This window comes from Sphingobium sp. 3R8 (assembly GCF_020166615.1).
Lineage (GTDB): Bacteria > Pseudomonadota > Alphaproteobacteria > Sphingomonadales > Sphingomonadaceae > Sphingobium > Sphingobium bisphenolicum.
In genome coordinates, this window is sequence record NZ_JAIQXR010000019.1 from 1 (window position 1) to 21,715 (window position 21,715).

21 protein-coding genes and 1 tRNA gene are annotated in these 21,715 nt (G+C 61.9%); 12 read left to right on the forward strand and 10 right to left on the reverse strand.

The window, feature by feature from the left end:
* Positions 1 to 127 precede the first annotated feature (127 nt).
* Positions 128 to 1,957, reverse strand: a complete 1,830-nt coding sequence (locus K9B33_RS16930; protein WP_224550250.1) for a ParB/RepB/Spo0J family partition protein — start codon at positions 1,955 to 1,957, stop codon at positions 128 to 130.
* Positions 1,958 to 2,753: 796 nt separating this feature from the next.
* Here K9B33_RS16930 and K9B33_RS16935 point away from each other — a divergent pair.
* From K9B33_RS16935 to K9B33_RS16955, 5 genes are read left to right on the forward strand one after another with little or no spacing between them, the layout of a single operon-like run.
* A complete protein-coding gene (locus K9B33_RS16935) occupies positions 2,754 to 2,993 on the forward strand; it encodes a helix-turn-helix transcriptional regulator (RefSeq protein WP_224550251.1) in 240 nt (79 codons plus the stop codon).
* Positions 2,980 to 3,177: a hypothetical protein gene (locus K9B33_RS16940; RefSeq protein ID WP_224550252.1), complete on the forward strand. Its 198-nt coding sequence runs from the start codon at positions 2,980 to 2,982 to the stop codon at positions 3,175 to 3,177. Before K9B33_RS16935 ends, K9B33_RS16940 begins: the two co-directional genes overlap by 14 nt.
* A 44-nt stretch (positions 3,178 to 3,221) precedes the next feature.
* Positions 3,222 to 3,506, forward strand: coding sequence for a DUF6516 family protein (locus tag K9B33_RS16945; protein WP_224550253.1), 285 nt, complete (start codon positions 3,222 to 3,224; stop codon positions 3,504 to 3,506).
* Positions 3,503 to 3,844, forward strand: a complete 342-nt coding sequence (locus K9B33_RS16950; protein ID WP_043152054.1) for a transcriptional regulator — start codon at positions 3,503 to 3,505, stop codon at positions 3,842 to 3,844. The genes K9B33_RS16945 and K9B33_RS16950 overlap by 4 nt, the downstream gene beginning before the upstream one ends.
* Before the next feature lie 29 nt (positions 3,845 to 3,873).
* Entirely contained in the window at positions 3,874 to 5,514 is a 1,641-nt protein-coding gene (locus K9B33_RS16955) for a recombinase family protein (protein WP_224550254.1), read from the forward strand.
* A gap of 104 nt (positions 5,515 to 5,618) precedes the next feature.
* Here K9B33_RS16955 and K9B33_RS16960 read toward each other — a convergent pair whose 3' ends face one another.
* The 3 genes from K9B33_RS16960 to K9B33_RS16970 form a co-directional block, all read right to left on the reverse strand.
* Positions 5,619 to 6,845, reverse strand: coding sequence for an NAD(P)/FAD-dependent oxidoreductase (locus K9B33_RS16960; RefSeq protein WP_224550255.1), 1,227 nt, complete (start codon positions 6,843 to 6,845; stop codon positions 5,619 to 5,621).
* Positions 6,846 to 6,936: 91 nt separating this feature from the next.
* Positions 6,937 to 7,013: transfer RNA gene (locus tag K9B33_RS16965), tRNA-Met, on the reverse strand.
* Between the two features lie 96 nt (positions 7,014 to 7,109).
* Entirely contained in the window at positions 7,110 to 7,958 is an 849-nt protein-coding gene (locus K9B33_RS16970; protein WP_224550256.1) for an alpha/beta hydrolase, read from the reverse strand.
* A 219-nt stretch (positions 7,959 to 8,177) separates the two neighbouring features.
* Here K9B33_RS16970 and K9B33_RS16975 point away from each other — a divergent pair, with 219 nt between their 5' ends.
* The 5 genes from K9B33_RS16975 to K9B33_RS16995 all read left to right on the forward strand — a co-directional run bounded on the left by K9B33_RS16975 (position 8,178) and on the right by K9B33_RS16995 (position 12,859).
* Entirely contained in the window at positions 8,178 to 9,587 is a 1,410-nt protein-coding gene (locus K9B33_RS16975; RefSeq protein ID WP_224550257.1) for a circularly permuted type 2 ATP-grasp protein, read from the forward strand.
* 40 nt (positions 9,588 to 9,627) lie between these two features.
* Entirely contained in the window at positions 9,628 to 10,560 is a 933-nt protein-coding gene (locus K9B33_RS16980) for an alpha-E domain-containing protein (protein WP_224550258.1), read from the forward strand.
* Between the two features lie 45 nt (positions 10,561 to 10,605).
* Complete coding sequence (locus tag K9B33_RS16985; protein ID WP_224550259.1) at positions 10,606 to 11,478, forward strand: transglutaminase domain-containing protein; 873 nt, start codon at positions 10,606 to 10,608, stop codon at positions 11,476 to 11,478.
* Between the two features lie 79 nt (positions 11,479 to 11,557).
* Positions 11,558 to 12,295: a peptidase gene (locus K9B33_RS16990; RefSeq protein ID WP_224550260.1), complete on the forward strand. Its 738-nt coding sequence runs from the start codon at positions 11,558 to 11,560 to the stop codon at positions 12,293 to 12,295.
* A 228-nt stretch (positions 12,296 to 12,523) separates the two neighbouring features.
* Entirely contained in the window at positions 12,524 to 12,859 is a 336-nt protein-coding gene (locus K9B33_RS16995; RefSeq protein WP_224550261.1) for an alpha/beta fold hydrolase, read from the forward strand.
* A 115-nt stretch (positions 12,860 to 12,974) separates the two neighbouring features.
* Here K9B33_RS16995 and K9B33_RS17000 read toward each other — a convergent pair whose 3' ends face one another.
* The 3 genes from K9B33_RS17000 to K9B33_RS17010 form a co-directional block, all read right to left on the reverse strand.
* Complete coding sequence (locus K9B33_RS17000) at positions 12,975 to 13,499, reverse strand: cytochrome P460 family protein (protein WP_224550262.1); 525 nt, start codon at positions 13,497 to 13,499, stop codon at positions 12,975 to 12,977.
* Between the two features lie 119 nt (positions 13,500 to 13,618).
* Positions 13,619 to 14,536, reverse strand: coding sequence for an alpha/beta fold hydrolase (locus K9B33_RS17005; RefSeq protein ID WP_224550263.1), 918 nt, complete (start codon positions 14,534 to 14,536; stop codon positions 13,619 to 13,621).
* A 94-nt stretch (positions 14,537 to 14,630) separates the two neighbouring features.
* Positions 14,631 to 16,784: a PAS domain S-box protein gene (locus tag K9B33_RS17010; RefSeq protein WP_224550264.1), complete on the reverse strand. Its 2,154-nt coding sequence runs from the start codon at positions 16,782 to 16,784 to the stop codon at positions 14,631 to 14,633.
* 154 nt (positions 16,785 to 16,938) lie between these two features.
* Between K9B33_RS17010 and K9B33_RS17015 the strand changes: the two genes are divergently transcribed.
* Positions 16,939 to 17,541 carry a response regulator transcription factor gene (locus tag K9B33_RS17015; RefSeq protein WP_224550265.1) on the forward strand — a complete coding sequence of 201 codons (603 nt, stop codon included), beginning with the start codon at positions 16,939 to 16,941 and terminating at the stop codon, positions 17,539 to 17,541.
* Between the two features lie 15 nt (positions 17,542 to 17,556).
* On the opposite strand, the gene K9B33_RS17020 is transcribed toward K9B33_RS17015, so the two are convergent.
* Positions 17,557 to 18,186 carry a PilZ domain-containing protein gene (locus tag K9B33_RS17020; protein ID WP_224550266.1) on the reverse strand — a complete coding sequence of 210 codons (630 nt, stop codon included), beginning with the start codon at positions 18,184 to 18,186 and terminating at the stop codon, positions 17,557 to 17,559.
* 173 nt (positions 18,187 to 18,359) lie between these two features.
* Here K9B33_RS17020 and K9B33_RS17025 point away from each other — a divergent pair, with 173 nt between their 5' ends.
* Positions 18,360 to 18,785, forward strand: coding sequence for a BLUF domain-containing protein (locus K9B33_RS17025; protein WP_224550267.1), 426 nt, complete (start codon positions 18,360 to 18,362; stop codon positions 18,783 to 18,785).
* Positions 18,786 to 19,016: 231 nt separating this feature from the next.
* Here K9B33_RS17025 and K9B33_RS17030 read toward each other — a convergent pair whose 3' ends face one another.
* Complete coding sequence (locus tag K9B33_RS17030) at positions 19,017 to 20,939, reverse strand: PAS domain-containing sensor histidine kinase (protein WP_224550268.1); 1,923 nt, start codon at positions 20,937 to 20,939, stop codon at positions 19,017 to 19,019.
* A 102-nt stretch (positions 20,940 to 21,041) separates the two neighbouring features.
* On the reverse strand, positions 21,042 to 21,677 hold the full coding sequence (locus K9B33_RS17035; protein ID WP_224550269.1) for a PAS domain-containing protein: 636 nt from the start codon (positions 21,675 to 21,677) through the stop codon (positions 21,042 to 21,044).
* Positions 21,678 to 21,715: the final 38 nt, after the last annotated feature.

Sequence of the window (21,715 nt, forward strand, 5' to 3'; positions counted from 1 at the left end):
CACGACAATCAGAAGATGGCGCCCGACAAAGCCGGACGCGTGAATTTTTGCAGAATGCACCGCGAATTTCCACGGAGGTCGCTCGAAAAGGAACCCGGAGGCGTAAACGTCGCCGGGTCCATCACGATCAAACCGTCTGCGCCAAGGGCCGTTGCTCGTCGTCGCAAGCCTGCGTTTCGCTATCAAGCAAATGGGAAATGTCATTCCACCGCTCGGCACTGCCGACGCCACCCCGGCCGGAATAGGTTGACGGCGGAAAGGCCATCCAGCGCGGCACCCAGCTATCTGCTTTGGCGCGTCCGCCCGTTCCCGCAAGACAATCGCGCACGATCTGGCGTTGCACCTTGACGCTCTCCCCGGCATTGGCCGTCGCGACGGCATCGCCCGCGACCTCCGCGACAATGCGGCCGATCACTTGCTTGTCGCGGATGCTATCAAGCAGTGCATCATCGGCTTGCCAGACCGCCGCCATATCAACCGTGAGCAATGCGCCAAGCAACTCGACTGTCGCGCTTCCGACCGTCAACGTTTCTCCCATCACGACCGAGAGAATGGTCAGCACCGCTTCGTCGGGCAGCTTCAACAGGCATGAGAACAGCCCCGTCAGTCCATAATCCCCGGTATAGCCGTTCGTCACCGTGGGCGTTTCGGGATCGAAGCCGAGCAAGCCCAGAATCTCGCGACGCTTGGTATCGAACGTCGCTTCCGATGCACTGATCTCGACACTCTCGGCAATGGCATCCGAACTGGCGCGCTGCTTCTCGACATCCACCCGCCACAGGGGCGATCCGACGATAGCATGGGCGACCATCAATCGTAGCGCCATGGCGGGCTGCGAAAGCAGGGACGCTCGCACGGCAGCATGGCGGTGCAAATCGACATAGTTCTGGATCGGCGCGCTGACTTCCGGGCGCACCGGCTTGATTGCAGCTTCGCCTATCTCACGCCTCTGGGCTTCCTTGGTGGTCAGATAGCCCTCATGGAAGGTGACTTCGCCGCGATGGCTGATGGCGACATAGACGCGCCCGCCTTTCTTCTTGGGGCGGCGCTCATGCTCCCATGTGTGGAAATACTCGCCGCGCTCCATGACGACGACCTCCGGCCATCCCGCCTCGCGATAGCTTGCGGCTCGTTCCTCGACCGTCGCCATCTGCGCCGTCCAGAAGTCGGAGGGACAGGCGAAATAGCTGTCCTCGCCAAACAGATCGGAGATGATCTCACCGGAATAGCTGGCAAGGTCGAACAGCGCTACCTTGGTGGTAATGGCCACACCCCCCATCAGCCATGATTTGAGATTCTGGCCCATGGGGGCGTGATCATTCTCACTGTCGAGCAATGCCAGCCAGTCCCGCTGCTGAGCTTTGGTGGCAAGGGTCAGGTGCCGCACGGTGACGGCATCGATCCTGTCGGCCCGATAGAGATTGCGGATACGGGGCAGGAGATTGCCCAGCGCGAGAGTGCGCTTCACCTGCAATGTCGTTAGACCAAAGGTAAGGGAAATATCCTCCACATTGCGGCCTTCGCGCACCAATCGGGTGAAGGTTTCGCACTGGGTCATTTCGTCGGCATCAAGCCGGGCGATATTCTCGATCAGCGACGCTTCCAGCGCTGCTGCATCATCTCCGGCTTCCATGACGGCACAGGGCAGCGGCTCCACGCTCCCCTCTTCCTGCGCCACGACCATTGCCGCATGGTAGCGCCGCTTGCCTGCCACGATCTCATAGGTGGTCGGCGAACCGTTCTGCCGCACGATCAGCGGCACAAGATGGTAGCGCCGCTTGCCTGCCACGATCTCATAGGTGGTCGGCGAACCGTTCTGCCGCACGATCAGCGGCACAAGGATGCCCCGCGCCCGAACGGACGGGAGAATATTGGTGAGGTCCGGTACCTTCTTCACGCCACGCATGTTGGTGGGCGAAACCGAGAGGCAGGCGATGTCGATATGCTTGAGTTCCATGTCCTTTTCTCCTTGCCAAAACACCGGCCCCGAAATGCGGGGTGGGCGGCAAGAGCGACCGGAAGGCGCGTCGGCAGAGGCGGGCTGCACCTGCAAGGCTGAAACGAAGAGGAAGACCCGGCGCAGCCGGGTTGCGGCCCGCCGCGACGCGCCTAGAGGGTAGCGACGCCCAGACCGCTTGTCGGAGCCGTGCCAACCTCATCGCGCCCAGCGCGATGGCCACCAGGAGCGGCGAAGCAGATCCCCCGCGTCATGCGATCGTAACGCCAAAGGCGACGAGACGGCGCGCAGCGGCGGCTCGGTGGAGCGAAGCGGAATAGCGCGCGGCGCGCGCGGAACGCGCGGGGACGCCCACTACGTGTCCTCTGCACCCTGCCTACAAAAACCAGACGCTGAAATGCATGAAGCGGCGCGCCAATGCCAAACCGGCACTTCAGTGCCCACGCCCTTGCGGGGTGGGGGTGTTTGCGGCAGATTGATTCGCGGCGGGCAGGCCATCGCAAAGGACGATGGATATGCCAAATACATCATAGCTCAGACGATCTGCGGGGACCGACGAGCGTAAAAAGCGTGGCAATCAGGCAACAGCGCCTGAGAAAATCCGCATGGGCAATGAGGCGGGTAAGTTCCCGCCAATTCCCTCTACGTCCGCCGGTGTCCCTCACCGTCCCTCTACAGCCCTACGACATGTATCCGGGCGGCCTGATAGGCTGCAACGGGCGTCTTGTCTTGCGGGGAAACTCCGCCAATTCTGGCTTTAGGGGGCTTTGGCAACGCATGACTTGAAAGCTCTCTTATGCCGAACATCGATCGTATCATTCGCCTCAAAACCGTTCTCGACCGCACCGGCCTTTCCCGGTCCACCATATATCGCAAGATCGCGGAAGGGACTTTCCCCCGGCAAGTACCGATCAGCATCCATGGTGCTGGCTGGCACGAGTCCGCCGTCAATCGCTGGGTCGCCGATCCCGCCGCTTACCGGCCGGACAACGACAATCCTCCATCGCTTGGGAAGTCCAGTTATGGAAAAGGGTGATAACGCCGCGCCACCCGGTCGCCTGACCGCCGCCAACGACAACGGGACGGGCACTGAGCCGCCCAGCGTGGACATAGACACGGCGCTGATCCGCATCGCGGAGGCCATCGGCCGCCATATTGCACGCCAGCATATTCGCGCGTGCAAAGCCGCCAATGACAATGAACCGGAAAGGACAGGATGATGGAGTCATTGACATCAACGCTATACGATGGCATATAATCCATCATGAAGGCGGAACCGTTGCTCAACGAACGTCACCAGCTTGATGCGAAGTCCTTTGTGGAGCTTCGTATCTGGCGGGTGCCGCAGCCGGTGAAGGGATCGATGCACGATCTCAAATATGCTCTCGCCTATATTGTCGATGGCGTCTGCATGCTGCGCTACGACAATGAGGCAGGCAAGGGCGATCACCGACATATCGGCGAAAGCGAAATGGCCTATGCCTTCACGACACCCGCCGCATTGCTGGCGGACTTCTGGAAGGACGTAGATCAATGGAGGCCAGAATGAACATCGTGACGCTCTCCGTCGCCAGCCGCGACGATGTGACGCGCCGTGCGCTTGCCGCTTTCGAGGGCGAGGCTCAGGGCGCACATCATAGCTTCGCCAGTCCCGATCTGTTATGGCAGACGCTCACCCGCAAGCGCTGGGATTTGATCCAGGCGATGACCGGGCAGGGCGTCATGTCGATCCGTGAGGCAGCGCGGCGCGTGGGCCGGGACATGAAGGCGGTGCATGGCGACGTGCAGGCGCTTATCAGCGCTGGTGTAATCCATAAGGAAGGGCGTGGGATCGTCTTTCCCTATGACGGCGTCCATGTCGATTTCATGCTGACCAAGGCCGCCTGACGGCGGAACGGATCGCAGGAGCTTTTCTCATGACCCGTATTGCCCTTTATGCCCGTTACTCCTCGGACCAGCAGAGCGCCGCGTCGATCGAGGATCAGCTTCGCATCTGCCGCGAGCGCGCCGAGCGTGAGGGCTGGCATGTCGTCCATACCTATCAGGATGCCGCAATCTCGGGTGCGAGCATGATCCTGCGTCCGGGCATTCAATCGCTGGTGCAGGACGCGCAGGCGGGCCGGTTCGACATCGTCGTTGCCGAAGCGCTCGATCGCGTGTCGCGCGATCAGGCAGACGTGGCGACGCTCTACAAGCATCTCCAGTTTGCGCGCGTACCGCTGGTGACGCTGGCCGAAGGCGAGATCAGCGAACTGCATGTCGGCCTCAAGGGCACGATGAACGCCCTATTCCTCAAGGATCTGGCGAAGAAGACCCATCGCGGACAGCGCGGGCGGGTCGAGAAGGGCTTTTCGGCGGGGCCGGTGGGTTATGGCTACCGCACGGTGCGGCGACTTTCGAGCGAAGGCGAGCTGGTGCGCGGCGAATGCCGGATCGAGCCATCAGAGGCGCCCATTGTGGATCGCATCTTTCGCGAGTACGCGGCGGGCAAGAGCCCGCGCGCCATCGCGCGTGACCTAAACCGGGACGGCATTCCCGGTCCATCCGGCCGCCCTTGGAGCGACACGACCATACGCGGCAAGCCCAAGCTTGGCATCGGCATCCTCCACAACGAAATGTATGTCGGCGTGCGGGTCTGGAATCGCAAGCAGGCCACCAAAGACCCGCGCACGGGACGGACCGTGCGGCGTCCCAATCCCGAATCCGAATGGGTTCGGGTCGAAGTGCCTGGCCTGCGAATCGTCAGTGACGATATGTGGCAGGCGGCGAAGCGTCGGCGAGATGTGCTGGTCGAGCAATATAAGCCGATGATCGATGGCCTTCATGCGGCGCAGGCGAGCCGGATGTACCGGGCCCGCCGTCCCGTCACTCTGCTGTCGGGCCTTGTCGAATGCGGCATGTGTGGCGGCACGGTGGGCTTGGCGGTCAACGGGCGCTTTGGCTGCATCAATCACCATCGCCGCCATACCTGCGACAACAACCGCACCATTCGCCGCGAGGCGCTGGAAGAGCGGGCGCTTGCGGGTCTGCGCGAACGGCTGGTGTCGCCGGAGAAGGTGCAGGCGGCGGTCGCCGCTTACGCCGAACATATCAACCAAGAGAACCGCGAACACCAGGCGCAGGTCGAAGCCGACCGCCGCGCGCTGGGCAAGATCGAGCGCGCCATTGCCGGGATCATGACAGCGATCGAGGACGGGCTGTACCAGCCCACGATGAAGGCCCGCATGGCGGAACTGGAGCGGCAGAAGACCGAAATCGCTGCCCGCATGGCGTTAGCCCCGCAACTCGTTCCGGCGGTCCACCCCGGTATCGCCGAAATCTACCGGCGCGAATTGGAGCGGTTCACCCGAACGCTCGAAGACCCGGAAACCCGGCTCGACGCCTCCGACGCCATTCGGTCGCTCATTCACCGGATTGTCCTGCATCCCGGCGAAAAGCGGGGCGAACTCCATGCCACGCTACATGGTGCCCTCATGGGCATCCTCGACTTTGCAAAGGAGGCCGGTCGACCCGCCGCCGTTGTTACGACAAAGGTGGCTCAGTGTTCGCTGGGATGACGAAATGAAAGTGGCTCTGTCCGTTTACCACCCAGTTTAGCCATTTTCGGCATGTCCCGCACGCCGTCCGCCGCCAGCCCGGGCCCGAACGCAATCCGCGCCCTTCAGGCCAGTCCCACTTCCTTCAACGGCACGCTGGCATCGGCCAGTTGCGCCACGTCCAGCGCCGCCCCGCCGATCACATGGGCGCGGCCCTGCACATAGTCCTTGACCATGTTGACGCAATCGAGCGCGATCACCTTGCCGCCCTTCAGATAGACGACGGAAAAGCTGCGGTTGGCGGTGTCGCCGCGCAGGATCGCCTGGTCGAAGCCGGTCGACAGCCCCACCGTCTGGAGTTTCAGGTCATATTGGTTGGACCAGAACCAGGGCACGGCGTCATAGGCTTCTTCCTTGCCCATGATATGCGCCACCGCGACCTTCGCCTGGTCGTTCGCATTCTGCACCGATTCCAGCCGCATCTGCGCGCCGCCGGCAAAGCGGTTGGCATGCGCCGCGCAATCGCCCACGGCATAGATGTCGGGCAGCGAGGTGCGACAAAATTCATCGACATCGACACCATTGCCGCCCGCCGCGCCCGCCGCGATCAGCGGGCCGGTTTCGGGGATGATGCCGATGCCCACGATCACCATGTCGGTTTCGATCCGCTCGCCATCCTGCATCAGCACGGCGGTGGCCTTGCCGTCCGTCACCTCGATACAGTCCATCCGCGCGCCGGTGCGCAGGTCGACGCCATGGGCGCGATGCTCGGCTTCGTAGAAGCGCGACAGCTCTTCGCCCGCGACGCGCGCCAGCACCCGGTCCAGCGCTTCGAGCAATACGACTGTCTTGCCGAACTTGGACAGGACGGCCGCAGCCTCCAGCCCGATATAGCCGCCGCCGATGATGGTGACATGGGTGATGCTGTCGATCTTGGCCATCATCGCATCGACATCGTCGCGACGGCGCACGGCATGGACATTGCGCGCGTCCGCGCCATTGCAGGTCAGCATCCGGGGGCTGCCCCCGGTGCACCAGATCAGCTTGCCATAGCCGATCTCCTCGTCGCCTGCGGTCACGAACTTGCCCACCGGATCGACGCTCTTCACCCGCCGCCCCAGCAGCATGTCGATATGGCGTTCGCCCCAAAAGGTCGCCGGGCGGATCAGGATGCGGTCGAAGCTCTTGTCGCCCGCAAAATATTCCTTGGACAGCGGCGGACGTTCATAGGGCGGGTCTTTCTCGTCGCCGATCATCGCGATCGATCCTTCGAAGCCCGCCTGCCGCAGCGCGATTCCCGCCTGCGCGCCCGCATGGCCCGCGCCCACGATCAGAACGTCATAATAGCTCATCCGCCTACTATCCTCTTTGCCCTGTTTGCGCCGCTGATTGGCGCGCTTTGCGGCAGGAGGCAAGTACGATGTCTATCGTTGGGATGATATTTGGTAGCGGAGGAGGGACTTGAACCCCCGACACGCGGATTATGATTCCGCTGCTCTAACCAGCTGAGCTACTCCGCCCCAAAGGGCCTCGCCGGGCGCTGCGCCCTGCGGTGAGGCGGCGCTATACGCAGCGAGGACGGGTCGGTCAACGGGGTTTGCGCAAATCTTGTGCGATCATTTCCGGCGGACTTCCCAGCCGGCCGGCAAGCTGGCCGGATAGCTGTCCAGCGCGTCGTCATCCACCGCCTCGATCGCTTCGCTGACCAGCGGGCCAAGTGTCGCCATGTCGGGATTATGACCGGCGCCCGGCGCGATCAGCCAGTCGGCGGGGTGGCCGGCGGCGGCGAACAGGGCCGTGGCCTGGCCCATGTCGACGCGGTCGTCGGCGGTGCCGTAAAACATCACCAGCGGCGCCTTGATCTTGGTCGCGGCGTCCAGATTATTCCATTTGTCGGGCAGCAGGGCGCTCACCCCGCCCGGCGCGGATTCGGCCAGCTTGTCGAAGGTGGACAGGGTGACGACGCCCGCGACCGGCACCGTCGCCGCGACATGCAGCGCCACCGCGCCGCCCAGCGAATGGCCGACCAGGAAGATGCGCGCGTTCGATCCCACCAGCCGGCGGGCCTGTTCGATATAGGCGCGACCGTCGCGCATCAGCCCGGCCTGGGTCGGGCTGCCCGGATTGCCGCCGAAGCCGCGATAGGACACGACGATGACATGATTGCCCCGGCCGGTCAGTTGTTCGGCATAGCGGGCCGCGACACCCTGGTTCGATCCCCGGCCGTGGAAGAAGAGGATGACGTCGCGGTCCATCGGATCGCCGGGCCAGTAATAGCCGGTCAGCGCCAGCCCGTCCGCCGTCCGTACCGGGAGTGCCTGCGGCCGGACATGGGTCCATTGCGCGATATCTATCTGCGCCCCGTTCGCCTTGTATATCTGGTCGCGCACTGCGCCGGCGCAGCCGGTCAGGGTCAGCGATGCGGCGATCGCCCAGCGGGCCAGGGGCCGGTTGAAACGGCTCATCGTCGGTTTTCTCCCACTTCATGGTCCTTTTGAGGACGGCGGCGCGAAACCGTCAATGGTCGTGCGCAGAAACGAAACACCATGGCTTTTCCACCATATATCCTGAATGGCACGGCAACCTTTTGCCCGCTCGCCATTTTTGCCTTGCAATCGCCACAGCGCGGCGCACTAATATTGCAATGCACAACCGGCCCTGTCGGCCGAGGGAGGAACGTCCAATTGCCCTTCCATGAAATGTTTGAGCCGGATGGTTCGATACGCCCCTGTTATGATGAAGTGCAGAAATGGGTGGAGCGAACGGGCATTGCCGGACTCAATCGCCGCATGGACGAGGCCGAGGCGATCTTCCGCCGCATCGGCATCACCTTCGCCGTCTATGGCGAGGGCGGCGATCCGGAACGGCTGATCCCCTTCGACCTGCTGCCGCGCATCTTCACCGCGAACGAATGGCGTGTGCTGGACAAGGGCATTCGCCAGCGGGCGCGCGCGCTCAACGCCTTCCTGCACGACGTCTATCATCGCGGCGAGATCGTGAAGGCCGGCATCATGCCCGCCGACATCATCTACAAGAACAGCGCCTATCTGGCGGAGATGGCCGACTTCACCCCGCCGGGGAAGGTCTACAGCCATATCGTGGGCATCGACATCGTGCGCACCGGGCCGGGCAGCTTCGAAGTGCTGGAGGATAATTGCCGCACCCCCTCGGGCGTGTCCTACATGCTCGAAAATCGCGAGATCATGACGCGCATGTTCCCCGAACTGTTCAACCAGGGGCTGGTCGCACCGGTGGATGATTATCCCGCCGAATTGCTCAAGAGCCTGAAGGAAGTCGCGCCGCCGGCGTGCAAGGGCGATCCGGTCGTGGTCGTGCTGACCCCCGGTTCGCTCAACAGCGCCTATTATGAGCACAGCTTCCTCGCCGACCTGATGGGCGTGGAACTGGTCGAGCCGGCGGACCTGTTCGTCGACAATGACCGCGTCTGGATGAAGACCACGCTGGGGCCGAAGGCTGTCGACGTCATCTATCGCCGCATCGACGACGAATATATCGATCCGCTGGTGTTCCGTCCCGACAGCCTGCTGGGCGTGCCGGGCATTTTCAACGTCTATCGCAACGGCGGCGTCACGCTGGCGTCGGCGCCGGGCGCGGGGATCGCGGACGACAAGGCGGTCTATATCTATGTGCCGGAGATGATCCGCTTCTATCTGGGCGAGAAGCCGATCCTCGACAATATCCAGACCTGGCAGTGCGGCAAGCCGGACGAGATGGCCTATGTGCTGGACAATCTGCACGAGCTGGTGGGCAAGGAAGTCCATGGATCGGGCGGCTATGGCATGTTGATCGGCCCCAAATCGACCAAGGACGAAGTCGCCGCCTATGCCGCGCGGATCAGGGCCAATCCTGGCGAGTTCATCGCCCAGCCGACGCTCGATCTGTCGACCGTGCCGACGCTCGGCCCGGCGGCGGTGGTGGGCCGCCACGCCGATTTCCGCCCCTATTGCCTGGTCGGCAAGCAGATCCGCCTCGTCCCCGGCGGCCTGACCCGCGTCGCGCTGACCGAAGGGTCGCTTGTCGTGAACTCCAGCCAGGGCGGCGGCGTCAAGGACACCTGGGTCTTGCAGGATTAATGCGGATGCCCTCTCACTTCCTTCCCATCGAGATCACCCCATGCTGAGCCGGACCGCCGAAAATCTCTTCTGGATGGCGCGCTATATGGAGCGGGCGGAGGCGACCGCGCGGCTGCTGACCATGGGGCAGCGCATGGCGATCCTGCCCGGCGCGCATCATCGCGACGAATGGCGGTCGGTCGTCCGCGCCACCGGCGCCGGGCATCAGTTCCCCGAAGGCACGATCGTCACCGAAAGCGACGCCGTGTCCTTCCTGATGCTGGACGCGGACAATCCCAGCTCGATCCGCTCCTGCCTGCTCAAGGCGCGCGCCAACGCCAAGTCCGCCCGCACCATGTTGACGCAGGACATGTGGGAAGCGCTGAACGACGGCTGGCGCAAGCTCGACAGCTATGATGTCGGCGAAGCGCGCCAGCAGCTCCCCACGCTGATCGACTGGGTCAAGACCCGCGTCATGACCTTCCGCGGCGCTGCCCATTCGGGCCAGCTCCGCAACGAAGGCCACGACTTTTTGCGCGCCGGCTCCGCGCTGGAACGGGCGCAGATGACGCTGCGGCTGCTGGACGTCAAATATTATGTCCTGCTGCCCGAAACCGAGGTGATCGGCGGCAATCGCGACCATTATCAATGGACGTCCGTGCTGCACGCGCTGTCGGGCAGCCGCGCCTATCACCATGTCTATGGCGGCACCTACACGCCCTGGCAGATCACCGATTTCCTGATGCTCAACCGGCTGTTCCCGCGCAGCGTCGCCTATTGCTACGACCAACTGGCCTATCGGCTCAACCGGCTGGCGGGCTGGCATGACGCGCGCGCCGCCTGCCATGATACGGTGCAGGAGATGGTCGCCGCGCTGGAGAAGTTGGACAGCGGCGAAATCTTCCGCTTCGGCCTGCATGAAACGGTGCAGCACGGCCTGTCGATGACCAACCGGCTGGGCGCGGAAATCGCGCAGGCCTATCATTTCGGCTGATCGGGAAAGGAACGGCCGGCGCGCATACTGGGTAAGGGGGACGTCATGAAATTGCTGGTTCGCCACCAGACCGTCTATCGCTACGCGGCCACCGCGGGGCGGGTGGCGATGCGGCTGAAGCTGATGCCGGTCGATACGCCGGCGCAGAGCGTGCTGGACTGGCAGGTCAGCGTCAATGACGAGCCGCTTACCGGCTTTCGCCGCAACAGCTATGGCGAGATGGAGACGATCTGGATTCGCCACGACCGGCTCGATCATGCCGTGATCGTGGCGGAGGGGCTGGTCGATACGCGCGAAAGCCATGGCGTGGTCGGTCATCTCGACAGTCGCGTCGACCCGCGCTATTTCCTGCGCGATACGCCCCTGACGCGCGCGTCGGACGGCATTGCCGCCATGGCGCGCGCGGCGCCGACCGGCGAAGGCCCGCTGGCGCAGCTCCATGCGCTCTCGGCCGCGGTCAGCGACGCCGTGCAGTATCGCGCCGGCGTCACTAGCTCGGCGACCAGCGCGGCGCAGGCCTTCGCGCTGGGTGCGGGCGTCTGCCAGGACCATGCCCAGATATTCATCGCCGCCGCCCGCGTGATCGGGCGACCCGCCCGCTATGTATCGGGCTATCTGCTGGCCGGCGACGGCAGCGCGCTGCACGAAACCCATGGCTGGGCCGAAGCCCATGTGCCGGGCCTTGGCTGGATCGGATTCGATCCGTCGAACCGGGTATGCGTCACCGAACGCTATCTCCGCCTCGCCAGCGGTCTGGACGCCGACGACGCCGCGCCGATCCGGGGTTCGGTGACCGTCGCGGGCGATATCTGGATTGACGCGGACGTCCGTATCGCGCAGGCGGAAGAAGGCGTCGAGGAACGACAGCTGCAACGGCAGCAACAACAAAGCGTCCCGCCGCCCGAACAGACGGGTTAATAGACGCGATCGCAGGTCATATGGTGCATCCGATGATGGGGCGAATCGCGACAGACAGAATATAGGGGGCCAGCGGGCCGTGACTTATTGTGTGGCCGTGCGCGTCGATCAGGGACTGGTCATGCTGTCCGACACCCGCACCAATGCGGGCATGGACAATATCGCGCGCTTTCGGAAAAGCTTCACCTATCATGTGCCGGGCGAGCGCGCGATCACGCTGATGTGCTCGGGCAATCTGTCGATCACCCAGGGGGTGAAGGCGACGCTGAGCAAGGCGATCAAGGAATCGACGCTCGACCCCGATGTCGAAACCATCCTGAATTGCGATACCATGCACCGCGCGGCGCAGATCGTGGGCGACGCGATGCAGAAGATGCAGCAGCGCTATCGCGAGAATATCGAGATGGGCGGATCGGGTTCCGGCGCATCGATCATGATCGCGGGCCAGCGCAAGGGCGGCAAGCCGCGCCTCTACCTCATCTATTCCGCCGGCAACTTCATCGAAGCGACGGAGGACACGCCCTTCTTCCAGATCGGCGAGCATAAATATGGCAAGCCGATCCTCGACCGGATCATCAGCCGCGAAACCAGCCTGGAGGATGCGACCAAGGCGGTGCTGGTGTCGATGGATTCGACCCTGCGCTCCAACCTGTCGGTCGGCATGCCGCTCGACCTGACGGTGATCGCGACCGACGCCTTCGACTTCCGCGTCCGCACCCGGATCGAGGCGGATAATGAAGAGTTCCTGACGATCTCCCAGGGCTGGGGCGCCGCATTGCGCAAGGGCTTCGAGGATTTGCCTAACGTCTTGGATTGAGGGGGGGGCTAAGGGCGGAGTTGCGCCCGTTTACGCCGTTCGCCGGCTTATTTGGATTCCCCGGAAGCGGTCATTCAGCCGGGATCAGCACTCCATCAGACAACGGACAAGCGGACGATCCGGCGATTTGCAGACGAAATGGACAGCGGGCAAGGAGCCGCCGCCGGGTACGGATGTCCAGCAGCTTCTCATCTAACGGTCCTGCGATGGCGACCTGATTTGTGATCAATGTCGATGCTGTCAGCGCCAACGCATCAGCGCATCCATGACCAGTTCGCCGCCAACGTGCCGGAGGCCGACGCCCTGCTGATGGCCGCCGGGCAGCGCCCGATCGCCGAGGCGGCACTGTCGGAAACGTCTACCGCTCCGGCGTGGAAGCACGTCCCTTCATGGTTCGTCTATGGCGACGCGGACCGCAATATTCCCCCGGCAGCCTTGGGCTTCATGGCGCAGCGTGCGGGAGCGCGTGAAACGGTGGTGATCAAAGGCGCCTCGCACGTCGTCATGGTTTCGCATCCGGCGCGAGTCGCCGAACTGATCGAGCGCGCCGCCGCGGTGAAGTGACTGGTCGCGCGCCGGGCCTCGCCCCCCCCTACCTCAGGCTCGGCGCGCAACTGTCCGCAACCGGCATCACCTTGGGCGATGCCGGTTGCGGGTTTTTCCTGGGCGACACCTCATCTCAGTGCGAATAGGCCGTGAAAACCTGGTCGTCGTCCTTCTCCAGCTTGGAATGGCAGGCAAAGCAAGCTCGGGTCAGGGCTTCGTCGGTGTTCGGTTTGCCCGCGTCGAACTGGCGATAACCCCACCCACCGCTGGCGGCATAACGCCGCGAATCCTTGACGCTGACCTGCACATTGGTGGGATCGCCCGCCACGAAGAACTGCGGTGCGGGAAACACGGCATCGATGCGGGGCGAGGATTGATAACGCCACGCCAGCCTGACGATCACCGCGCCATCGGGAAACGGCCGCCTGCCGTCACGAAAGGCCCGCACGGCGATATCGTTGCCGAGGATGGCGCGGATGTCGTTGTTCTTGCCTGCCTCATGGGCGACGCTGACGAGTTTCCAGTCGCGGTATCCGGCAGGCAGCGCCAGGTCCCGATCCGGGGCGGGAACCAAAGCCCCGCCCCGAGCCGCTACCATGGTGGAAGCCGCCAGCAATGCCGTGGCCAGTGCCAGGCAGCAGGTGGAAAGGCGGATCATGCGCTCATCCTTCCTGCGTCCAGCACGGCCTCGGCAAAGGCGACGGGCGCTTCCTGCGGAAGGATGTGACCGATGCCGCCGAGCAGCCGGTGCTCGTAAGGCCCGGTGAACTTTGCCCTTTAGACTGCGGGATCGGGGTGCGGAGCGCCGTTGGCATCGCCTTCCATGGTGATCGCAGGCACGGACACCGGGGGGGCGGATGCCAGCTTCGCCTCGGCGGCGTCGTACTTATGCTCGCCTTCGACAAGATCCAGGCGCCAGCGGTAGTTATGGATCACAATGGCGACATGGTCCGGGTTGACGAAGGACGCAGCAGACCGCTCGTATGTCGCATCATCGAACGACCAGCGGGGCGATGCCTGTTCCCAGATCAGGCGGTTGAACGCCCTGGTATTGGCCGCATAGCCTTCGCGCCCGCGTTCGGTGGCGAAGTAGAACTGATACCACCACTGCAGTTCGACCTTGGGCGGCAGCGGCTTGGCGTTGCCGGGCTGGCTGCCGATCAGGTATCCGCTGATCGAAACCAGCGCCTTGCACCGCTCGGGCCAGAGCACCGCGATGATGTCCGCCGTGCGTGCGCCCCAGTCGAACCCGGCGACGATCGCCTGCCGGATGCCGAGCGCGTCCATCAGTGCGATCCCGTCCGCCGCCAGCGCGGCCTGCTGTCCGTTGCGCGGCGCCGACGCCGACAGGAATGTCGTGGTGCCATAGCCGCGCAAGTGCGGGACGATGACGCGATAGCCTTGCCCCGCAAGCAGGGGAGCGACTTGGGCGAAACTGTGGATGTCGTAGGGCCATCCGTGAAACAGCAGCACGGCGGGACCGGTTGACGGTCCAACTTCGACACAGCCGATATCAAGAGGTCCTGCGGCGATCTGCCGCACCGTCCCGAACGGCAAAGCCGCCGGAGTGCGCGTTGCGGCCGCAGCGCGGGTCGGCGCGAGGCCCGCTATCATGGCGGAGGCGAGCGTGGCGGCTCCGCCGATGAATTCGCGGCGGCGTGGCGTGGGGCATGGCAGGGGCGAGTGATCGAACATGGTGGATCTCCTTGTTGTGAACCCTACGATAGCCCCGCCTTGCCGCGTCCGCCCGTTATCGCGCGTTAGCTCCTGTCAGAGCCGGTCCGAAGACCTAGGAAGCTGGCAGATCGATGAACATCGTGGTTCCCTGTGGGCCGGTTTCCATCAGGCTGATGGCGCCGCCATGCGCTTCAAGAATCGTACGGCTGATCATCAGTCCCACACCCAACCCATCCGGCTTCGTCGTGGTGAAGGGCGTGAAAAGCCGTTCGGCTACGCCCAGCGGGATGCCCATCCCGGTGTCGCGGACATAGAGACGATAGACACCGTCGAGCCGTTCGGACCAGAGTTCCAACCGCTTGACGGGCCGCCCCTCCATGGCTTCGGCAGCATTTCTGATCAGATTGACCAGCACTTGCTGTACCTGGATCGGATCACACAGAATAGAAGCACCGGTCACCGATATTTCGATCTCCACCCCTGCAAGCCGCCGATTGGGGATGGCGAGCGACAATGCGTCCGTGATAAGTGCGTCCAGCTCGATTGTCTGAACCTCGACCTGGCCGCGAGCGACCATGCGGCGGAGCCGGCGGATCAACTCGCTGGTCTTAATCACTTCATCGGCGGCGTCCGCCAACACGGGCAGCACGACCTCGATCGCATTTGCGCCTTTCTCCTGTAGCAGGCGTCTCGCACCGGAGACATAATTCGCTATGCCAGTCAGTGGCTGATTTAACTCATGGGCCAAGGCAGACGCCATTGTACCCATTGCGCTCACCCGCGAAACATGGATGAGCTCGCTCTGGAGTTCGTTAAGACGCCGATACGCTTCGGCACGCTCGCTCATATCTACCATCGCACCGATCATTCGGACTGGTTCGCCAGCCTCATTCCTTACTAAAAAGCCACGATCCAGAATGTGCGCGTAGCTGCCGTCGGCACGGCGGAAGCGATATTCATGCTCCCACCTTTCGCTCTCGGATTTTCGGAATTCCTCAATGCTTTCCTGCACGCTTCCGCGATCCTCCGGGTGGATGCGATCTCGCCACCAAGCTGCATCTGGGCTGGGTTGATCACCGCACAGGTCCTCGATAGCGGGATTCCAGGTGACCTGACCGCTCACCAGATCCCAGTCCCAGATCGCGTCCTTGGTTGCGCGTGCGGCCAGGCGGTATCGCTCCTCCTGCTCGCAAAGCCGTGCTTCGGCACTGAGCCGCTCGGTAATGTCACGGGAAATGCCGATTACGCCGAGGGTTTCATCGCCGCTGCGCCAAGGAACCTTGATTGTCTGGAACATCCGCTCACCGCTGTTCAGGGGAATGCGCTCCTCCACGATCGCGGGGCGGCCGCTTTGCATGACCTCAGCGTCGGTCGCGGCGTAACTCTCCGCAAGATGTGGGGCGAAATGCTTCTCGACCGTGCCGCCGATGAGTGGCGGAGCCAAGTCCGTGAGTTCCCGGTTGGTGAGGACGAACCGACCGTCACGATCTTTCACAAATATGAGATCCTGCGCGCTGTCGATGATTGCCCGCAGCAAGGCGGCTGTATCGGCGGAATTGCGCTCTGCCTCGAGCTGTTCGGTGACGTCGTTGAGTACGATAATGCTGTGACTGTGGACCTTGCCCTCCATCACGCGCGACAGTTGCAGCGCACAGTGCCGCAATGTTCCGTCGGGCCTGATTAGCCGGACAGTCGCCTCCCACGTCGGAGCGGCATCACTCGCTGCCAGAAAGTGCGAGAATAGGGCGGCATCCTCCGGCGCCATCCATGTGAAGGGGGAAGATGTCAGCAGTTCATGCCGTGATCGACCGGCCAAGGTACAAAGATGATCGTTCACAAGCATCGGTCGTAAGCCAGCATCAACTTGCATGATGCCCAGGAACACCTGATCGAACAGGGCATCCAGCGCCCGACGCCGGGCATCGACTCGTTCAAGTTCGACGCGCTTCTTGCTGATGTCTCGGAAAAGGATCGCAAGCTCTTCCTTCACCGGGATGGCGTGCACCTCGAACCATGTCGAAAGGTCATGGGAATAGAACTCGCACGCCTCGCTTTGCCCTGTCTGGAACGCCCTGCGATAGACGTTCTCAACCCCAGTCCCTCGAGCGTGTGGGAACACATCCCACAACATCTGGCCTTTAAGATCCCGCCCGCCGAAAGCGGCCTCCGCCCTCGCGTTGCAGTAGGAGATGCTCCAGTCGCGCTCCAACACCAGAACGCCATCGCTCATATGATCGAAAAGCTGGACAGACGTCAGCCTGAGCATCGCCACCCCTCACAAAAATCTCTTGTCCTTGAATGTTTTAGAGTGGATTTTCGAGTAGTCACCCTGTTTAGTGTGGAAATGAATAAGCCTCATACCGCTTCCGCTGGGCACCACTCCCCCCTAAATGACTGATGCAGCTCAACTCGGGCGAGCGGTGTACATCATCGATGACGATCAGGTTGTTCGGCGGTCGACGTCGTTCCTGCTTTCCAGCGCCCATTACCAAACACGCGCATTCATGGCTGCGGCAGATTTCTTGGACGAGGCGCCGCTGCTCGAACCCGGCTGCGTTCTGGTCGACATTCGTATGCCGGAGCTGGACGGCTTGAGCTTCCTCGAGCATTTTCCGCATGAGCTGCGCCCGCGTTTTCCGATCGTGATGATCACCGCGCATGGCGATCTCCCAAGCGCTGTGCGCGCCATGAAGCTCGGAGCCCGCGATTTTCTGGAAAAGCCCTTTGAGGAGGCTACCCTGCTTGGGGTGTTGAACTCATTGAGCGATGGGCTGGAGGCGGCGTTGACGCTCGACCTTGCACGACAGCAGTCGCGCGAGCGCATAGGACGGCTGACGCCTCGCGAGGCGGACCTTCTGCGGACGCTGCTGCAAGGCGACACCACCAAGCAGGCCGCGCATGCCCTTGGTATCAGCGTTCGGACGGCGGAGATGCATCGCAGCAATCTGCTGGATCGCCTCGGTGCTCGTTCGGTGGCCGAGGCGATCCGCATCGCGGTGCAGGCTGGCTGGGTGCCACAGTAGCAGTGAGCCGCCGGCCTAGAAGCTGCGCATCGAGCCCAACTCTTCAACGCTCAGAATTTCTGTGAGCGCAATGCCGGCGAGGCCATCTTTAGACCATCGAACGACGCCGCGCCGTTCCATGCCTGGTGCGAGCAGAACTTTGACCGCGAGCCCGGGGTTGAAATTGCCTTTGTGCGAGATATTCAAGCCGGCTTGCGATATGTCGCGCAAGTCTGCCGCACCATGACCCTGCTCGGACATGACGACCACGCGCTTGCTGTGCGTCAGGCGCAACGGACGTCCACGCCCCGAGTGTCGCTCCTCGTATAGCTGACGCAGCACTGCGGGGCTGTCGATATGGCGCAGCAGCCGGACACCGCAACGACCTTCATTATACCACGCCACAAGCCCGGTTAGCCTGCATTCGTCCGACAGGTCGATTTGAACGGCGTCGCCTGGGCAAAGCTCCATCGAGGTCGTGAACATCAGACCTTCATCGGAGATATTTTGAATGCGCGCCAACCCTTGATCGCCGCGCGCGACAACTCTTGCGACCCGATAAACGGTGCGCAGCCGGGGTGATCGGCGGCGTTCGGCAGGCACGGGCGGAGCTTCGGCCGATGCAACAGTATCGTCGACATGGATCAAATGATTTGAAAGGTTCATCTTCATCCTCCCTGTAAGGAAGATGGCGGATGAACACTCCAGCTTATAGATGACAAATTTACGGGGGTGGCTGGTAGCATTTCGATAACCATAAGACGGATCAGATTGCCATTGCTCAGATAAGCGGAGAAGTTTATGTCCGCGGGCCGAAACCGAAATTGACATTATAGGCTATGTTCAAGACCTGGCTTTATATCAGTGTTCCCGAACTTCCAGACGACGCGCACGCGGTGGCCCTGGATGCAATCGTGGGCGTGTCAAGAATCCGCAACGCCAACCTCAACGTGACAGGCGCGCTGATTTTTTCCGGGTCGCGTTTCGCTCAGCTTATCGAAGGACCGGTCGATAGCGTCGCGATCCTGCGGGAGGCCATTGAGCGCGATGTTCGCCACCGGAGCGTAACGACGATCGAGGCTAGCGCCGCCAACGGTCGCCTGTTTGAAGGTTGGTCGCTCGCCTATTGCGGACATTCGACTTTTGTTGACCGCGAACTGCGAAGAATCAGCGACCAACATGGGCAGGACGCGGCTGGTGCCTCCCGCAATCTGAAATTGGTTCTGACCGAATTTTCGCGGTCTGGTGGAATCAACGAACTATGACGGCCGCGGCAGTGAGGTAACAGATGAGATCGGCTCAGGACCACGAGGCGTCGATTGGTCGTGCGTGGCCGAAGTAGGGACGGTCCGTACCGGGGGGCAAAATTGATTGCTAAACATCCGCAATGGTTCGACGGCGGATATGCTCTTCAAACATCTGCCATTGCAGCCATTACCCGGACCTGGCGGGGTCACATGAGGGCAAAGCCTGCTACGCCCCATTGAAAACCGGCGTTAGGATGATCTGCTACTTCTCGAACCCCTCTGAGCCGTTAAAAGCTGTTGGATAGCAGAACTCAGTGTTTCTGCGCCATAAGGCTTTAATAGCACAGGAAATGGCACCACGTCCTCGCCTATCAGTTGCTTGCTATACCCAGTGGCAAGCAAAACAGGTAGGTCCGGTGCCCGGATATGCAGTTGGCGGGCAAGGTCAATCCCGCTCAGGCCCGGCATGACAATGTCCGTAAAGACCAAATCGAACGATCGTTCCTGGAGCAGCACCAGCGCCTGGGCAGCGTTGCTGGCGCAGACGACGGTACAACCAAGGTCTTGCAATAGCTGCTCGGCAAATTGAAGAACCTGCATATTGTCCTCAACCAGTAGGACGCAAATGCCTGATGGGATAGCCACGAGTTCGCCTCGCGGTTGATTAGCGGCCGGTGTCTTGTCGACCTTGGGAAGGATGATGGTGAGGGTGGTCCCTATGTCGATGCGCGAGTGTATCTCTGCCGCACCGCCAGCCTGCGCCGCGAAGCCGTGGATTTGCGATAACCCCAGTCCCGTTCCTTCGCCGACCGGTTTCGTCGTAAAGAATGGCTCGAAAACACGCGCGATCGTTTCTGCAGACATCCCGCTTCCAGTATCCGTGATATCGATAGCGACCGCCGGTCGCCCTTCATATGCAGTGTCGCGCGTCTCGATTAAAAGCGCCCCCCCCTTGGGCATCGCATCCCGCGCGTTCACAGCCGCATTCAGGATCGCAGTTTCCAACTCGGTGGGATCGACTTCCACGCACGCCTTTGCCGCAGCAGCTTTGACGGAAAGCGTAACCGCACTGCCTAGCGATCGCGAAAGAACGTCGCCCCACGCGTCAAGATGGATGTTGAGATCAATGACCTCCGGTCGAATTGCCCGGCGACGGCTGAATGCAAGGAGATGGCTGGTGAGGGTTGATGCACGCTCGACGGTCGTGGCTATGTTATCAACATAGCGAACCCGTTTTTCTTCGGGCAAATCCGGCTTCCTTAGCATCTCCGCCGCTCCAGATATTACCGTGAGCAGATTGTTGAAATCGTGCGCGACTCCACCGGTCAGTTCGCCGATCGCCTGGAGCTTTTGCGCCTGCAGCAGGGCGCTACGCGTCTCCTCGAGTTGCTCCTGGGCCATCCGCTTTTCGGTGACATCCCTGGTAATCTTGGCGAAACCGACATGTCTGCCATTCTCATCGTGAATTGGATCAAGCAAGACATTGGCCCAGAAACGCGACCCGTCCTTTCGGATACGCCATGCGTCGGTCTCATATTTCCCTTCGGCTAGGGCAATGGCGAGAGCTTTACCGGGTGCTCCAGCGATGCGGTCCTCTTCCGTGTAAAATATTGAAAAGTGTTTTCCTACCACCTCGTTGGCGTCGTAGCCCTTGATCGCCTGCGCACCGGTGTTCCAGTTTGTGATCACGCCCTGCGTGTCCAGCATGTAGATGGCGCAGTCCTTCACGCCTTGCACCAGGAGGCGGAAGCGTTGCTCTGCCTGAAAAAGCGCCTGCTCTCTCTCACGCTTTTTGGTGATGTCGCGGCTGATCTTTGCGTAGCCGATCAGTTTGCCGGCAGCGTCGCGTATGGGTTCGATAATAGAGTTGGCGAAGAAAAGGCTGCCGTCCTTTCGAATTCGCCAGCCTTCCGCCTCGAAGCGCCCTTCCTCTGCCGCTAGGCGCAATGCGCGCTGGGGAAGCTCCGACGCCCGATCTTCGGCCGTAAAAAAGCAGGAAAAATGACGGCCGACGATTTCCTCTGCCGTATAGCCCTTCGCCTTACGCGCGCCGCAGTTCCATGTCGCGACACGTCCATCAAGATCCAGCATATACAGAGCGTAATCGGTGACGGCGTCGACCAGAAGCTGGAATTTTGCTTCAGCGGCCTCGGGCATATGAGAAGGCGTCAAAGGATATCCTCACCAAGCCCCCCGGCTAATTAATATGGACTTAGGTCCATATCGCATCAATCGCGATTATCAAGCCCGGTCTCAAAATAGTATCACGCCTGATCAAAGACCCGCCTCCACAGCGATCCTGATAGCCTCCGTTGAAGTCGTCACGCCCAAACGCTCAACGAGGGCGCCCCGGTGCATCTTGACGGTCTTGACCGAGAGGCCGAGATCCTTTGCTATATCGGCGTGGCGCATGCCGTGAGCCATCCGTTCCAACACGCGCAATTGTTGGGCTGTCAAGGCCGTCAGCCTGGCTTTTGGGGTATCAAACTCCAAACGATCATTCTCGACCTTGAGTTGCGTGCCTAGGAAGAAGGCCAATGCTCCAGACTCGTCATAGACCGGAGCGACCATGACCGCGTTGTGAAACGGTTCACCGTTTTTGCGGTAGTTGACGAGCGTCACGAACGCAGGCGCGCCGGCCTTGATGGCGTTGCGTAAGATAGCCCGAGACGCAGGTGAGGTGCCCGAGCCAGAAAGAATGCGACAGTTATGCCCCACCATTTCAGCTTCGCTGTAGCCACTAAGCTGCTCAAATGCATGGTTTACGGCAACGATGTGGTTGTCGGGTATTGTTGCGTCCGTCAAGATCGTCGCCAAGGGTGAGTATCGGGTCGATCGTATCAACTCGCGGCGCAGTTTATCGTGATTGCGAGCCAGCTTCGCGGCGGAGGCTTCGAGAGATGCGGCCATTTCAAGGAAATATCCTTATAGCGCGCTGCTGGTCAATG